We start from the raw sequence: 15271 nt of genomic DNA on the forward strand, positions 1-15271 counted from the left end.
TGGCTACAGGGTCGGGCGCGTCGACCGGCCCTGTTACCCGGTGGGCGGGGTGCGGTGAACAGCCGTACGTATCAGTTGTGTGAACTTGTGTGAACACTTGCGCCGCACTTCATCAGCCGTTCGGCCGGGTCTGGCTGACAATTTCGGGAGTTCGGTCGTGAACAGGGTTGGGGGTCTTGTTCACTTCCACTTAATCCGATAGAACACGAGTGGGTCCGCTGCGCGGCCCGTCCGCCTCGTAGTTCTAGGAGGACTACTTCATGGCACGTACACCTGGTGTGGGCTCCTCCTCGCCCGCCTTCTCCCGTCGCGGGGTGCTGCAACTGGGCGGCAGTTTCGCGCTCCTGCTCGCCACCGGCGCCTGCGCCGCGAACAGCGACTCGAACTCGGACGACTCGACGTCCGGCGGTCAGACCGCCAGCACGCTGCGGATCGCGGTGTCGAGCTACCTGTCCAGCTGGGATCAGGACTTCGTCGGCTTCGACCTGACCGCGCTGATGATGTTCAAGAACGTCTTCCCCTACATGATCGACTACGGCGTCACCACCGCCGGTGACAGCCAGATCCTCGACACCCAGAACGTCACCCCGACCTTCGCCGAGTCCTTCGAGCCGGACGCGGAGCAGAAGGTCTGGACCTTGAAGCTGCGCCGGGGCGTCACGTTCGCCAGCGGCAACGAGATGACGGCCGCCGACGTGAAGTGGTCCAAGGACCGCGCCTTCGCCGCCCAGGCGAACGTGGCCGGCATCTACCGCACCATCGGCCTGACCGAGGCCGACCAGGTCAAGGTCGTCGACGACTACACCGTCGAGTTCCACCAGGCGTTCCCCAGCGCGCTGACCCGGCAGATCCAGGCGATCTCGCTGTACGTCTTCGACTCGGAGGAGGCCAAGAAGCACGCCACCGCCGACGACCCGTGGGCCAAGGAGTGGTTCGCCAAGAACGCCCCCACCGGCGGCTACTACAACGTCGCCAAGGCCACCCAGGGGCAGGAGATCGAGCTGGCGGCGAACACCGGCTACCCGGGTCCGGACGCGCCCAAGACGCCGACCATCCGGATCTCCGTGGTGCCCGCCGCCTCGAACCAGCGGCTGCAACTCCAGGCCGGTGACATCGACATCGCCCTCGGCGTCAGCCAGCGCGACATCGAGGACCTGCGCAGCACCGACGGCGTCAAGGTGATCTCGGCGGCCAGCAACCGCCAGGTCGCGATCCAGATGTCGGTCACCTCGGCGCCGTTCGACAACGTCGACGTCCGCAAGGCCCTGGCCTGGGCGGTGCCGTACGAGCAGATCATCAACAACGTGTACGGCGGTGACGCCCGTGCCGCTAAGAGCCCGGTGCCGCTGGACATGCCCGGGTACGACGAGAGCGGCTACCCGTTCACCCACGACGTGGACCGGGCCCGCGCCGCGTTGAACGCCGCCGGTCGGGCCTCGGTCGAGTCGGAACTGGTCTTCGAGGCCGACAACGAGGAGCAGCAGCGCATCGCGGTGCAGGTTCAGAGCGAGGCGGCGAAGGCCGGCATCAACCTCAAGCTGACCCCGCTGGACCCGGCGACCCTCGGTGAGCGGCGGACCCGCAAGAACATCCCGCTCCAGCTCACCTCCGGGCAGCTCTGGGTCAACGACGTCGAGTACATGCTCGCGACGAGCTTCGTGAAGGGCGCGAACCTCAACTACTCGAACTACACGAACGCCGAGATCGAGCAGATCTACGAGCGGTCGCACACCACCGTCGAGGAGGCCGCCCGCAACGCGCTGTGGCAGCGGGTCCAGCAGATCCTCGCCGAGGACGTGCCGTGGGTGGTGATCTGCCAGCCCAACTTCAACCTCCCGGTCCGCGAGGCGGTGGCCGGCTGGGTGCAGCCGATGGACGGCCTCGCCCGGTTGCGCTACCTGACCAGGTCGGCCTAGGCGCGGCCGGCTCCCTTCATGCGAATCCTTCGTTTCGTCGTCAGGCGGCTGCTCCAGCTCATCCCGGTGTTGCTCGGGGTGGTCGTCCTGACCTTCCTCATCGTCCGGGTGCTGCCCGGCGACCCGGTCCGGAGCATCCTCGGCCAGAACGCCAGCGAGGCGGACGCCGAGGCGGCCCGCGCCCGGTTCGGGTTGGACCAGCCGCTGTGGCGGCAGTTCCTCGACTACCTCGGTGGGCTGGTCACCGGCGACTTCGGCACGTCCATCCAGAGCGGCGGTTCGGTCGGCGCGGAGATGGCGCTGCGGATCGGACCCACCCTGGAACTGGTGGTCATCGCGGTCTCCATCGCACTGGTGGTGGCCACCGTGCTGGGGGTCTGGTCGGCCCGGCGCGCCAACAGCCTCGGCGACCACGGCGTCCGGATCTTCGCCCTGGTCGGCAACTCCATCCCGGAGTTCTGGCTGGGCCTGGTGCTCGTGCTGGTCGGCTACAGCATGCTGGGCTGGTTCCCGGCGCCCAGCGGACGGGTCGACCCGGACACGAACCTGACCCCGCTGACCGGCGCCGGCCTCGTCGACGCCGCGCTGACCGGGAACGGACCGGCGCTGGCCAGCGCCGCCGCGTACCTGGCGCTGCCGGTGCTGACCCTGGTCGTCGGCGTGATGGCACCGCTGCTGCGCAGCGTCCGGGCGTCGGCGCTGGAGGTGCTCAACTCCGAGGCGTACACCGCGGCGGCGGCGCACGGGCTGCCGCAACGGACCCTGCTCTACGGCTACCTGCTGCGCTCCACGCTGCTGCGGCTGCCGGCCCTGGCCGCGTTGGTCTTCGGCACCGCCATCGGCTCGACCGTCCTGGTCGAGTACGTCTTCTCCTGGCAGGGCTTCGGCCAGTGGGCGCTGCGCGGCCTGCTGTACCGGGACTACCCGGTGGTGCAGGCGTCCGTTGTGGTGATCGCGCTCTGCTACGTGCTGGTGTTCCTCATCGCCGACGTGGTCCACGCGATCCTCGACCCGAGAGTGAGGATCTGATGGCAGACCTGCGCGGTGTCGGCCCCGGGGACGCCGGCGCCGACGCGGTGATCGTCACCGGCAGTCGGGACGACCGCTTCTCCCGCATCCTGATCATCACGGGCGCGACCATCCTGGCCGTGGTCGCGCTGGCCGCCCTGGCCGCGCCACTGCTCTCCTCCTGGGGCGCCACCGAGGTCGACCCGAACGCCACCCTGGCCGCCCCGGGCGGCGCGCACCTGCTCGGCACCGACACCAACGGGATGGACATCTGGAGCCGGGTGCTGCACGCGGCCCGGCTGGACCTGGGCATCGCGGTCGCCGCGGTGGCCCTGGCGGTGGTGGTCGGCACGCTGCTCGGCCTGGTGGCCGGCTACCGGGGCGGCTGGATCGACGACGTCCTCATGCGGGTCGTCGACATCTTCCAGGCGTTCCCCACCTTCATCCTGGCCCTGGCGGTGGCGGCCCTGCTCGGCAACGGGACGGTCAACCTCATCATCACCATCGCGGCGGTGAACGCCCCCGCGTACGCCCGACTGGTCCGCGCCGAGGTCCGCACCCAGCGGGAACTGCCCTTCGTCGACGCCGCGGTGACCTCCGGGGCCTCGACGACCGGCATCCTCTGGCGGCACCTGCTGCCCAACAGCCTCACCCCGGTCCGGACGATCGCACCGCTGAACTGCGGCTGGGCGATGCTCACCCTGGCCGGGCTCTCCTTCCTCGGACTGGGCGTCAGCATCCCGGAGGCCGAGTGGGGCGCCATGATCAGCCTCGGTGCACCGGACGTGGTCGGCGGCCGGTGGTGGACCAGTGTGCCGCCCGGCCTGGCCCTGTTCGTCTCCGTGCTGGGGTTCAGCCTGCTCGGCGAGGGCCTGCAGGAACGCGCGAACGCGAAGCGGCGGTAACCATGCTCTCCATCGAGAACCTCTCCGTGGTCATCCACCGTGCCGGCCGGCAGGTGGCCGCCCTCAGCGACGTCAGCCTCACCGTCCGGCCCGGCGAGGTGGTCGGCCTGGTCGGCGAGAGCGGCGGCGGCAAGAGCATGGTGGCCCGTGCGGTGGTCGGCCTGCTGCCCACCGGCGCGCACGCCAGCGGGCGGGTCCGCTTCGACGACGCGGACGTGCTGCGGATGGACGAGACGGCCCTCGCCGCCCACCGGGGACGCGGGGCGGCGATCTGCTTCCAGAACCCGCGCGGGGCGCTCAGCCCCACCCGCACCGTCGGACGCCAGCTCACCGACCGGCTCGTCACCCACCAGGACATGTCCGCCGAACGGGCCCGCGAGGCCGCGCGGGAGCTGTTCGAGGCGGTCGGCATCCGCAACCCGCAACGCCGCCTGGAGGCGTACCCGCACGAGCTGTCCGGAGGCATGGCCCAGCGGGTGATGATCTCGCTGGCCACCGGCTGCGCACCGGGTCTGCTGATCGCCGACGAGCCGACCACCGGCCTGGACGTGACGCTCACCCGGGAGATCCTGCGCCAGTTCCGGCACGCCGCCGAGGTGGACGGTCGCAGTGTCCTGCTGATCTCGCACGACCTCGCGTCGATCGCCGAGGTCTGCGACCGGGTGGTGGTGCTCTACGCCGGCACGGTGGTCGAGAGCGGCCCGGCCGACCAGGTCTTCCGGGAACCGGCGCACCCCTACACCCGGGCGCTGCTGCGCTCGGTGCCCGACGTCGGCGGTCGACCGGTGGTGGCCACCCCCGGCGCCATGCCGCTGCTGCGCGAGGCACCGCACCAGTGCCCGTTCGCGGCCCGCTGCCCGCACGCCGACGACACCTGCACCAGCAGCCGTCCGCCCACCACCCCGATGGACGCGCCGGCCGGTGGGACGGACGCGCCTGCCGCCGACTGGTCGCTGGCCTGCTACCACCCGCAGACCGGCGCGATCACCACCGACGAGGCGGCGCCCACCCCGGCTGCCGAGCCCGGCCCGACCGAGACCGGGTCCGCCGTGCTGGAGATCGAGGACGCGCACGTGGTCTACCGCAGCCGCTTCGGTTCCGGCGGACACCATGCGCTGCGCGGCGTGAGCCTGCGCCTGGCACCCGGCGAGACGCTCGGCGTGGTCGGCGAGAGCGGCTGCGGCAAGAGCACCCTCGCCAAACTCATCATGGGGCTGGTCGCACCCTCCTCCGGGTCCGTCGCCGTCGCCGGGCAGCACCTGGTCCGGCAACCGGGCCGCCCCGCACCCCGAGGCCGGAAACTGCGTCGACTGCGGACCCGCGCCCAGCTCGTCTTCCAGGACCCGATCGGGTCGCTGAGCCCGAGGCGTACCGTCGGCGACTCCATCGCCGAACCGCTGCGGGCCGCCGGCCTGCCCGCCGCCCAGCGGGAGGCCCGGGTCGCCGCCGTGCTGGACCGGATGGAACTCGACCGGTCCATCCTGCGGCGCTACCCGCACGAACTCTCCGGCGGTCAGGCCCAGCGCATCGGTATCGCCCGCGCCCTGGTCGGCGAGCCCGACCTGATCGTCTTCGACGAGCCCACCTCGGCCCTCGACGTCACCGTGCAGGCCCAGATCCTCGACGTGATCGCCGACGTCACCGCCGACACCGACCGGGCCTCGGTCTTCATCTCGCACGACCTGGCCACCGTCCGGGGCTTCGCCGACCGGGTGGCGGTGCTCTACCTCGGTCGCGTGGTCGAGGAGGGGCCCGTCGACGTCGTGTTCGACGACCCTCGCCACCCCTACACCCGGGCACTGCTGGCCAGCGCGCCGCGACTCGGCGCGCCACCCGCGTCCGTCGCGGGGGTGGAGCTGGTCAAGGACCTGGAGGAGACCGACGCGGCCACCGGCTGCGCGCTCGCCGCCCGGTGCCCCTTCGTCACCGACACCTGTCGCTCCCAGCCGCAGGAACTTCAGTCGTACGGCGCGAGCCGGGCCGCCTGCTGGCGTGTCCCGGAACTTCCCGCCCTGATCGGAAAGCAGGCCGACACGCCATGACCCGTCGTCCCATCCGGCTGGCCGTCGACATCGGCGGCACGTTCGTCGACGCGATGGAACTGGACACCCGGACCAACCGGGTGCGCTTCCGCAAGGCGTCCACCACCCCGGCCCGTCCCGCCGACGGGGTGCTCGCCGCCATCGAGGCGCTCGGCACCGACCTGGCCGAGGTGGAGCTGTTCACGCACGGCACCACGCTGGGACTCAACGCGGTGCTGGAACGGCGCGGCGGCCGGACCGGGATCATCACCAACGAGGGCTTCCGCGACATCTTCCTGATCGGCCGGGGCAACGTGCCCTCCGACCACATGTACGACTTCCAGTACCAGCGCCCGCCGAGCCTGGTGCAGCGCCGCTTCACCGCCGGGGTGCGCGGTCGCCTCGACCACCGGGGCCGGGTGGTGGAGGAGCTGGACCCGGAGAGCGTCCGCGCCGCCGCCCGCACGCTGGTGGTGGACCAGCAGGTGACCTCGATCGCCATCTGTTTCCTGCACTCGTTCCTGGACCCCACCCACGAACGCGAGGCGGCCCGGCTGATCCGCGAGGAGTTCCCCGAGGTCAGCCTCTCGCTCTCCACCGACATCGTGCGCGAGTACCGCGAGTACGAGCGGACCAGCACCACCGTGCTGGAGGCGTACATCCGGCCGATCTTCGAGCGGTACGTCGACGAGTTGGAGTCCGGTCTCGCCGAGCGGGGCTTCACCGGACAGTTCCTGATCATGCGCTCCGGCGGTGGTTCGATGACCAGCGCGGTGGCGAAGACGTCACCGACGCACACCGTGCTGTCCGGCCCGGCCGGTGGCATCGTCGGTGCCGCGTACCTCGCCTCGGAGCTGGGCCGGGAGCGGCTGCTGACGTTCGACATCGGCGGCACCTCGCTGGACGCCTGCGTCATCGAGAGCGGCACCGCCGTGGCCGCGTACGAGGCGCAGTTGGAGCACTTCCCGCTGCTGATCCCGACGTACGACATCCGGACCATCGGTGCCGGTGGCGGCTCGATCGCCTGGCTGGACCGGGGGCTGCTGAAGGTGGGGCCCCAGAGCGCCGGGGCCGACCCGGGACCGGTCTGCTACGGCCGGGGCGGCACCCGACCGACCGTCACCGACGCGGCGGTGGTGCTCGGCTACATGGACCCGGACCGGTTCCTCGCCGGCACCATGGGCCTGCACGACCAGGCAGCGCGGGCGGCGATCGACGAGCAACTGGCGCAGCCGCTCGGGCTCGACGCCACCTCCGCCGCCGCCGGAGTCTTCGACGTGCTGCTGGCCCGTACGGTGGGCGCGGTCCGCCAGATCACCGTGGAGCGGGGGCACGACCCCCGGCACTTCTCGCTGCTGGCCTTCGGCGGTGCCGGGCCGCTGCTGGCTCCGTTGCTGGCCCGCGAGATGGGCATCGGCGAGGTCGTCGTGCCGTTCGCGCCGTCCGGCTTCTCCGCCTGGGGCATGCTGTCGGCGGACATCGTGAACGACTTCAGCCGTACCGTGATGGCCGGCCTCGACGAGGTGGGGCTGGACGAGCTGGAGGAGCTGTTCAAGGCCGTCGAGGCGGAGGCGGTCGCCTCGCTGGTGGAGCAGGGCGTGCCGGCCGACCAGGCCGTGCTGGAGCGCCAGTTCGAGGTGCGCTACCTGGGCCAGGAGCACAGCCTGATGGTGACCGTCGGGTCGACGCTGGATCGTGACGCGGTGCGCGGCGCCTTCGACGAGGTGCACCGGGCCCGCTACGGCCACACCATGGACAATCCGCTGCAACTGCTCAACCTGCGGGTCCGGGGCATCGGCCGGACCACCCGCCCGGAGCTGGGCACCCACCCGCGCGGCGACGGTGACCCGTCCCGGGCGCTGCTCACCCACCGCGACGCGTACGACTTCGGCTCGCGCGCGGTGGTCCCGTTCGCGGTGTACGACCGGGCCGCGCTGGAGCCGGGCGACACGTTCAGCGGTCCGGCCCTGGTCGACGAGGGCACCTCCACCACGGTCGTGCCCAGTGGCCAGCGCGTCACCGTCGACGAGCACCGCTACCTGCTGGTCACCCTGGAGGAGTCGGCATGACCACACTGGACGGAGCGCAGGTCGAGGTCGTCCGCAGCTATCTGCTGTCGGCGGCCGAGGAGATGCGGGCCACCCTGATCCGGACCTCGTTCAACCCGGTCATCTACGAGGTGCACGACTTCGGCCTGTCGATCTACGACGCCGACCTGCGCCTGGTCGCCGAGGCCACCGGGCTGACCTTCTTCCTCGGCGCGAACGACTTCTCGCTGGCCAAGGGCGTGGAGTACGTGGGTCGGGAGAACCTGCACCGGGGTGACGTGGTGCTGCTGAACTACCCGTACTGGAACGCCGCGCACGCGTACGACGCGACGCTGTTCGCGCCGGTGTTCCGCCCCGACCCGGCGGACGCCGACGCCGACGGCGACCTGGTCGGGTTCCTCTGTGTCCGGGCGCACTGGATGGACCTGGGGGCGAAGGACCCGGGGTACGTGTTGGACTCGACGGACATGCACCAGGAGGGGTTGATCTTCCCGGGGACGAAGGTGGTGTCCCGGGGTGTGCCGGTGCGGGAGATCCACGAGTTGATCCGGTTCAACTCGCGGATGCCGGACGCGGTGCTGGGTGATCTGCACGCGCAGATCGCCGCGCTGCGTACCGGCGAGCGTCGACTGCTGGAGATCATCGAGAAGTTCGGCCGCGACACCGTCTCCGCCGCCGTCGACCACATCATCGCCGACGGTGAGGCCCGCACCCGGGCCGCGCTGGCCACCCTCCCGCAGGGCACCTGGACGGCCGAGGACTGGGTCGACGACGACGGCATCACCGAGGACCCGGTCAAGATGCGGGTCACGGTCACCGTCAGCGACGAACGTTTCGTGGTGGACTTCGCCGGCTCGGCATCGGCCACCCGGGGGCCGATCAACATGCCGTTCGGTGCCACCGAGGCGATCTGCAAGGTCGTCCTCAAGTCGCTGACCTCGCCGGACGAGCCGTCGAACGCCGGCACCGTCGCCCCGCTGGAGGTACGCGCCGAGCCGGGCACCCTGTTCCACGCGGTCTACCCGCAGCCGACCTTCACGCTCTGGACCGGCATCGTCGCCGTCGAGTTGATCCTCAAGGCGTTGGCGCAGGGGATGCCGGAGCGGTTGCCGGCGTCCAGTGGTGGTGACGTGCCCGGGTTCATGATGGTCGGCGCGCACCCGGAGACGGGTCAGATCTTCGCGGTGAGCAACAACGACCTGGTCGGCTGGGGCGGCACCCCCGAGCACGACGGCATGGAGGCCGCCACCCACGTCTCCGGCAGCACCGGGCGGGGCACGCCGATCGAGGTGATGGAGGCCCGCACCGGGATGTTCTTCGAGCGGGTGGAGATTCGGACGGATTCGGGTGGTGCGGGGCGGTTCCGGGGTGGGTGTGGGTTGCGGCGGGATATTCGTTTCGTGTCGTCGGGGGAGTTTCTTTCGGTGATCAAGAAGACGCGGAGTGCGCCGTGGGCGTTGGCGGGTGGGTTGTCGCCGGAGCCGAATCAGGTGGTGGTGTTTCCGGGGACGGATCGTGAGGCGCGGGTGAGTACGCGTCGGACTGCGGTGGTGGCGGGTGATCGGGTGTCGTTGTTGACCGCTGGTGGTGGTGGTCATGGTGATCCGGGGTTGCGGGATCCGGAGGCGGTACGCCGTGACGTGGCGGAGGGATACGTCTCCGCCGAGGCCGCCCGTGAGGTCTACGGGGTGGACGTCGATGGGTGAGCCCCCGGTCGACGGCGCGACCGTCGAGGTGATCGGCAGCTACCTCACCTCCGCCGCCGAGGAGATGCGGGTGACGCTGGTGCGTACCGCCTTCAACCCGGTCATCTACGAGGTGCACGACTTCGGCATCTCCGTCTACGACCGCCACCTGCGGCTGGTCGCGGAGTCGACCGGGCTGTCCCGGTTCCTCGGCGCGAACGACTACTCGCTGGCCAGAGGCGTGGAGTACGTGGGCCGGGAGAACCTGCATCCCGGCGACGTGGTGCTGCTCAACTACCCGTACTGGAACGCCGCGCACAGCTACGACGCCACCCTGTTCGCCCCGGTCTTCCTGCCCGACCCGAAAGGCGCCGACGGGGAGGAGCTGATCGGCTTCCTCTGCATCCGCGCGCACTGGATGGACCTCGGCGCGAAGGACCCGGGGTACGTGCTGGACTCGACGGACATGCACCAGGAGGGGCTGATCTTCCCGGGGACGAAGGTGGTGTCCCGGGGAGAGCCGGTGCGCGAGATCCACGAGCTGATCCGGTTCAACTCCCGGATGCCGGACGCGGTGCTGGGTGACCTGCACGCGCAGATCGCCGCGCTGCGCACCGGCGAGCGTCGCCTCACCGAGGTGTACCGCCGGCACGGCACGGCCACTGTGGACGCCGTGGTCGAGCGGCTCATCGCCACGGCCGCCGAATCCGCCGCCGAGGCGGTCGCCGCCCTGCCGCAGGGCACCTGGACGGCCGAGGACTGGCTCGACGACGACGGCGTCACCGACGAGCCGATCCTGATGCGGGCCACGGTGACCGTCGCCGACGGCACGTTCACCGTGGACTTCGCCGGTTCCTCACCGGCGGTCCCCGGCCCGGTCAACCTCCCGCTCGGCGCCACCATCGCCACCTGCCGGGTCGCCTTCAAGGCGATCACCACCCCCACCGAGCAGAGCAACGCCGGGCACTTCGCCCCGCTGCGGGTACGCGCCGAGCCCGGCACGCTGTTCCACGCGGTCTACCCGGCGGCGACCTTCACCCAGTGGACCGGGACGGTCGCCCTGGAGCTGATCTACAAGGCGTTGGCGCAGGGGATGCCGGAACGGTTGCCCGCGTCCAGCGGTGGTGACGTGCCCGGGTTCATGATGGTCGGCGCGCACCCGGAGACCGGTCAGATCTTCGCGGTCAGCAACAACGACCCGGTGGGCTGGGGCGGCACCGTCGACCACGACGGCATCGGCCCGGCGAACCACCTGTGCCAGACCCAGGCCCGCAACACCCCCGTCGAAGTCCTGGAGGCCCGCACCGGGATGTTCTTCGAGCGGGTGGAGATTCGGACGGATTCGGGTGGTGCGGGGCGGTTCCGGGGTGGGTGTGGGTTGCGGCGGGATATTCGTTTCGTGTCGTCGGGGGAGTTTCTTTCGGTGATCAAGAAGACGCGGAGTGCGCCGTGGGCGTTGGCGGGTGGGTTGTCGCCGGAGCCGAATCAGGTGGTGGTGTTTCCGGGGACGGATCGTGAGGCGCGGGTGAGTACGCGTCGGACGGCGGTGGTGGCGGGTGATCGGGTGTCGTTGTTGACCGCTGGTGGTGGTGGTCATGGTGATCCGGGTCTGCGGGATCCGGAGGCGGTACGCCGTGACGTGGCGGAGGGATACGTCTCCGCCGACGCCGCCCGTGAGACCTATGGAGTGATCGCATGAGCGCCGTCGAGCCGAACCTGCTGCTGGCCCACTGCACCGTGCTGGACGCGCGCGTGGTGGACGGCGTGGACCCGATCCCGGACGCCGCCGTCTGGGTACGCGGCGACCGGATCGCGGCCGTCGGCCCGTACGCCGAGGTGGCGAAGGAGGCCCGGGCCGCCGGTGCGGTCCGCGAGGTGGACCTGGACGGGGCGTACCTGACGCCCGGTCTGGCCAACATGCACACCCACTTCTCGCTGTCGCTGCCCGGTGCCGGCGGCGACGACGTGAAGACGATGGGGCCGCACGACCTGGCGTACTACATGGCCGACGGGGCCCGGCGCACGCTGCACTGCGGCGTGACCACGGTGCGCTGCGTCGCCGAGAAGGACCACGCCGACTTCGCGTTGCGCCGCGCCATCGCCGCCGGTCGGGCCCAGGGCCCCCGTATCCACACCGCCGGGCGGGCGCTGGTCTGCACCGGCGGGCACGGCCACGAGAGCAGCGACACCCTGGAGTGCGACGGACCGGTCGGCTTCCGTCAGGGCGTGCGGAGCCAGATCAAGGCCGGCGCGGACCTGATCAAGGTGATGATCTCCGGCGGCATCGCCGGGGAGCACGAGCGCATCAACACCCCGCAGTTGTTCGCCGACGAGCTGGCCGCGGTGCTGGAGACGGCCCACGCCTGGGGTCGTAAGGTGACCGCGCACGCCGGGCCCGCCGAGGTGATCGGCGCGGCGGTGGAGCTGGGACTGGACTGTGTGGAGCACGGCTACCAGCTCACCCCGCAGGTGGTGGCGCGGATGGCGGAGCAGGGCACCGCCCTGGTGCCGACGCTGCTGGTGACCCGCTGCAAGGAGTTCTTCGACGAGCTCGGCGTACCGGAGTGGATGCAGTGCCGCTCGCTGGGGGCCGGGCCTCGGCACCTGGAGAGCTTCGCGATGGCCGTCGAGGCCGGGGTGGAGGTGCTGCTCGGCAGCGACATGCCGCCGTTCTGGCACTTCGAGGGCACCAACGCCACGGTCCGGGAGCTGGAGTACATGGCCGAGCGGATCGGCCCGGCGCGGGCGTTGCACGCCGGCACCCGGGGCCCGGTGCGTTGGCTGGGCGTCGAGGAGGACCGGGGCACGGTCGAGGTCGGCAAGCTGGCCGATCTGATCGCGATGGACGAGGACCCGCTCGCCGCCACCTCGGCGTTCCGGGGTGTGCGCTGGGTGATGAAGGGCGGGCGGATCGCCCGGGACGACCGGACGGAGACGACATGACGATCGTGGCAACCGACGCGGCACACATCGCCGCGCTCATCGACGACCTGTACGCGGCCTTCCTCGCCGGGGACCGCGACCGCTTCGACGGGCACCTGCACGCCGACGTGACCACCTGGGAGACCCACCTGCCCGGGCCGTTGCGGACCCGGGCGGAGCTGGACGCCTACCGCGACCAGCGCGATGCCGCCGGTCAGCGCCCGCAGTTGGCGGTGCTCGCGGCGCAGGACAAGCGCATCGACGTGTGGGGCGACGTGGGCCTGGCCCGCTACCTGCTGATCGCGCGGGCCGACGCCGAGCAGCCGCCGTCGTCCGCCCGCGTCACCGACGTGCTGCGCCGCGTCGACGGCCGGTGGCAGATCGTGCACCACCACGCCGAGTCGCTCAGCGAGCCGGTGGCGGCGCGATGATCCGGCGGCTGGTCGCCTACGACACCGGTGAACCCGGCCGGGTGCTGTCGGTCGCCGAGCGGCCCGACGACCCCGCGCCCGGTCCCGGTGAGGTCCAGCTCGCGGTCCGCACCGTGGGGCTGAACTATCTCGACGTCTCGCTCTGCCGGGGCGAGTACCCGGTGCGGCCGGAGCCCCCGATGACCCCGGGCGTCGAGGCGGCCGGTCGCGTGGTGGCGGCCGGTGCCGGTGCCGAGCACCTGCTGGACCAGGAGGTCATCGCCTGCCCGGCGCTGCCGCGCGGCGCCCTCGGCGACACCGTGACGGTGGACGCGACCGTGGTGGTGCCCCGTCCCTCCTCCGTGGACCCGACGGTGGCGGCGGCCCTGCCGGTCACCTACCAGACCGCCTGGTTCGCCCTGGAACGCGCCGGGGTCACCGCCGGGCAGACGGTGCTGGTGCACGCCGGTGCCGGTGGGGTCGGCATCGCGGTCACCCAACTTGCCGTCGCGCGGGGCGCGCGGGTCGTGGCGACCGCCGGTGGCCCGGCGAAGACCGAGGTCTGCCGGGCCCAGGGGGCCTCCGTGGCGATCGACTACACCGGCGAGGACTTCGTGGCGGCGGTCCGGGAGGCCACCGACGGGCAGGGTGTGGACGTGGTCGTCGACCCGGTCGGCGGTGACCTGCTCGCCCGGTCGCTGGACTGCCTCGCGTTCGAGGGTCGCCTGGTCAGCGTCGGCGCGGCCGGTGGCCCGCCACCGCCGGTCGACCCGGCCCGGCTGATCGCGGCGAACGCCGACCTGATCGGGCTCTCCTGGGGCTCGCAGTATCCGTGGCGTCGTCCCGAGGCGGTCGCCGCCGCCTACCGGGCGCTGTTCGACCTCTGTGACTCCGGCGCGGTCCGGCCCCCGGTCAGCCGGGTGGTGTCGCTGGCGCAGACCCCGGTGGCCCTGGACGACCTGGCCGCCCGACGGACCACCGGCAAGATCATCGTACGACTCGACGAGGAGGAGCGAGGATGACCGACAGCCCGGACGGCGACATGGAGATCTACGACCTGACGGTGACCGTGGACCGCATCGAGGGGCGCTCGGTCTGCGGCATGGCCGTCGGCGACTCGTTCGACCTGGTCAACAGCGCCCACCTGAAGCTGCCCGAGGGCAAGCACTTCTGCGTCTACGCCCTCGCCGCCGTGCTGCCCTTCCTCGCCGCCAAGCAGCGGGACCTGGCCGCCGGGGACTGGCTCGACCAGGACTCGCACTTCGCCTGCCCGGACCCGGAGGAGCGGCTGATCATGAAGGTGGAGCGCACCTGCCGACGCCGGATGAACTCGGCGGACCTCACCTGATGACGGTCGAGATCGGACTCGGTCTGCAGAGCGACAAGCCGGCCGGCGCGTACGCCCGGCTGGCCCGTGCCGCCGAGTCGCACGGATTCGACGTGCTGACCGTCTTCGGCGACCTGATGTACCAGCCGCCGATCTTCCCGTTGCTGGAGATGGCCCAGGCCACCAGCCGGGTACGCCTCGGCCCGGCCTGCCTCAACCCGTACAGCCTGGCGCCGTACGAGATCGCCGGTCAGCTCGCCGCGCTCGACCTGGCCTCGGCCGGACGGGCCTACCTGGGGTTGGCGCGCGGTACCTGGTTCGGCGCGGTCGGTCTGCCCCAACCGAAGCCGCTGGCCACCATCGAGGAGGCGGCGGCGGTCGTCTACCGCCTGCTGCGCGGCGACCGGGACGGCTACCGGGGGCAGGTCTTCACGCTGGCCCCGGAGACCGCGCTGCGCTACGCCGTGCAGCGCCCCGATCCGCCGTTGCTGATCGGCGCGTGGGGACCGAAGGGCGCGGCCCTGGCCGGCCGGATCGCCGACGAGATCAAGGTGGGCGGCAGCGCGAACCCCGACATGGTGCCGGTCGTCCGGGACCGGCTCCGGGTCGGTGCCCGCGCCGCCGGGCGCGACGTGGACGAGGTCGGCATCGTCCTCGGTGCCGTGACGGTGGTCGACACCGACGGCGAGGCGGCGCGTGCCAAGGCCCGGACCGAGGTCGCCATGTACCTCGCGGTGGTCGCCGACCTGGACCCGACGGTCACCCTGCCGGACGGCCTGGTGGCGCGCGTCGGGGAACTGGTCGACGCGGGCGAGCACGACGCCGCCGGTCGGCTGATCCCGGACGAGGTGCTCGACCGTTTCGCCTTCTCCGGCACCCCCGAGCAGGTCGCCGCCCAGGCCCAGCAGCTCATCGACGCCGGGGTCCGGCGGGTGGAGTTCGGCACCCCGCACGGGCTGACCGACGACCGGGGCGTCGACCTGCTCGGCACCGCCGTCCTGCCCCTGCTGCGTCGCTGAAGGAGAGCCG

At 71.7% G+C, this 15271-nt stretch carries 12 protein-coding genes; all 12 read left to right on the forward strand.

Translation table 11 applies throughout. From position 1 onward, the window contains the following. Window positions 1-260 precede the first annotated feature (260 nt). The 12 genes from ABZ738_RS16385 to ABZ738_RS16440 are packed head-to-tail and all read left to right on the forward strand — an operon-like array spanning window position 261 to window position 15261. Window positions 261-1916, forward strand: a complete 1656-nt coding sequence (locus tag ABZ738_RS16385; RefSeq protein ID WP_176092674.1) for an ABC transporter substrate-binding protein — start codon at window positions 261-263, stop codon at window positions 1914-1916. A gap of 18 nt (window positions 1917-1934) precedes the next feature. Then, on the forward strand, window positions 1935-2945 hold the full coding sequence (locus ABZ738_RS16390; RefSeq protein ID WP_131054863.1) for an ABC transporter permease: 1011 nt from the start codon (window positions 1935-1937) through the stop codon (window positions 2943-2945). Then, window positions 2945-3829: an ABC transporter permease gene (locus tag ABZ738_RS16395; RefSeq protein ID WP_131054862.1), complete on the forward strand. Its 885-nt coding sequence runs from the start codon at window positions 2945-2947 to the stop codon at window positions 3827-3829. The genes ABZ738_RS16390 and ABZ738_RS16395 overlap by 1 nt, the downstream gene beginning before the upstream one ends. A 2-nt stretch (window positions 3830-3831) precedes the next feature. Continuing rightward, window positions 3832-5871 carry a dipeptide ABC transporter ATP-binding protein gene (locus tag ABZ738_RS16400; protein WP_357213994.1) on the forward strand — a complete coding sequence of 680 codons (2040 nt, stop codon included), beginning with the start codon at window positions 3832-3834 and terminating at the stop codon, window positions 5869-5871. Continuing rightward, window positions 5868-7919: a hydantoinase/oxoprolinase family protein gene (locus ABZ738_RS16405; protein WP_131056860.1), complete on the forward strand. Its 2052-nt coding sequence runs from the start codon at window positions 5868-5870 to the stop codon at window positions 7917-7919. The genes ABZ738_RS16400 and ABZ738_RS16405 overlap by 4 nt, the downstream gene beginning before the upstream one ends. Continuing rightward, window positions 7916-9604 carry a hydantoinase B/oxoprolinase family protein gene (locus tag ABZ738_RS16410; RefSeq protein ID WP_357213998.1) on the forward strand — a complete coding sequence of 563 codons (1689 nt, stop codon included), beginning with the start codon at window positions 7916-7918 and terminating at the stop codon, window positions 9602-9604. Before ABZ738_RS16405 ends, ABZ738_RS16410 begins: the two co-directional genes overlap by 4 nt. Then, window positions 9597-11282 carry a hydantoinase B/oxoprolinase family protein gene (locus tag ABZ738_RS16415; RefSeq protein WP_357214001.1) on the forward strand — a complete coding sequence of 562 codons (1686 nt, stop codon included), beginning with the start codon at window positions 9597-9599 and terminating at the stop codon, window positions 11280-11282. Before ABZ738_RS16410 ends, ABZ738_RS16415 begins: the two co-directional genes overlap by 8 nt. Then, window positions 11279-12526, forward strand: coding sequence for an amidohydrolase family protein (locus ABZ738_RS16420; protein WP_357214004.1), 1248 nt, complete (start codon window positions 11279-11281; stop codon window positions 12524-12526). Before ABZ738_RS16415 ends, ABZ738_RS16420 begins: the two co-directional genes overlap by 4 nt. Continuing rightward, window positions 12523-12936 carry a nuclear transport factor 2 family protein gene (locus ABZ738_RS16425; protein ID WP_176093717.1) on the forward strand — a complete coding sequence of 138 codons (414 nt, stop codon included), beginning with the start codon at window positions 12523-12525 and terminating at the stop codon, window positions 12934-12936. Before ABZ738_RS16420 ends, ABZ738_RS16425 begins: the two co-directional genes overlap by 4 nt. Continuing rightward, entirely contained in the window at window positions 12933-13937 is a 1005-nt protein-coding gene (locus ABZ738_RS16430) for a zinc-binding dehydrogenase (protein WP_357214008.1), read from the forward strand. The genes ABZ738_RS16425 and ABZ738_RS16430 overlap by 4 nt, the downstream gene beginning before the upstream one ends. Further along, window positions 13934-14263, forward strand: a complete 330-nt coding sequence (locus tag ABZ738_RS16435; protein ID WP_357214011.1) for a TIGR04076 family protein — start codon at window positions 13934-13936, stop codon at window positions 14261-14263. Before ABZ738_RS16430 ends, ABZ738_RS16435 begins: the two co-directional genes overlap by 4 nt. Then, on the forward strand, window positions 14263-15261 hold the full coding sequence (locus ABZ738_RS16440; protein ID WP_357214014.1) for an LLM class flavin-dependent oxidoreductase: 999 nt from the start codon (window positions 14263-14265) through the stop codon (window positions 15259-15261). The genes ABZ738_RS16435 and ABZ738_RS16440 overlap by 1 nt, the downstream gene beginning before the upstream one ends. The last annotated feature ends 10 nt before the right edge of the window (window positions 15262-15271 follow it).

This window comes from Micromonospora sp. NPDC047793, from assembly GCF_040642635.1.
Taxonomy (GTDB): domain Bacteria; phylum Actinomycetota; class Actinomycetes; order Mycobacteriales; family Micromonosporaceae; genus Micromonospora.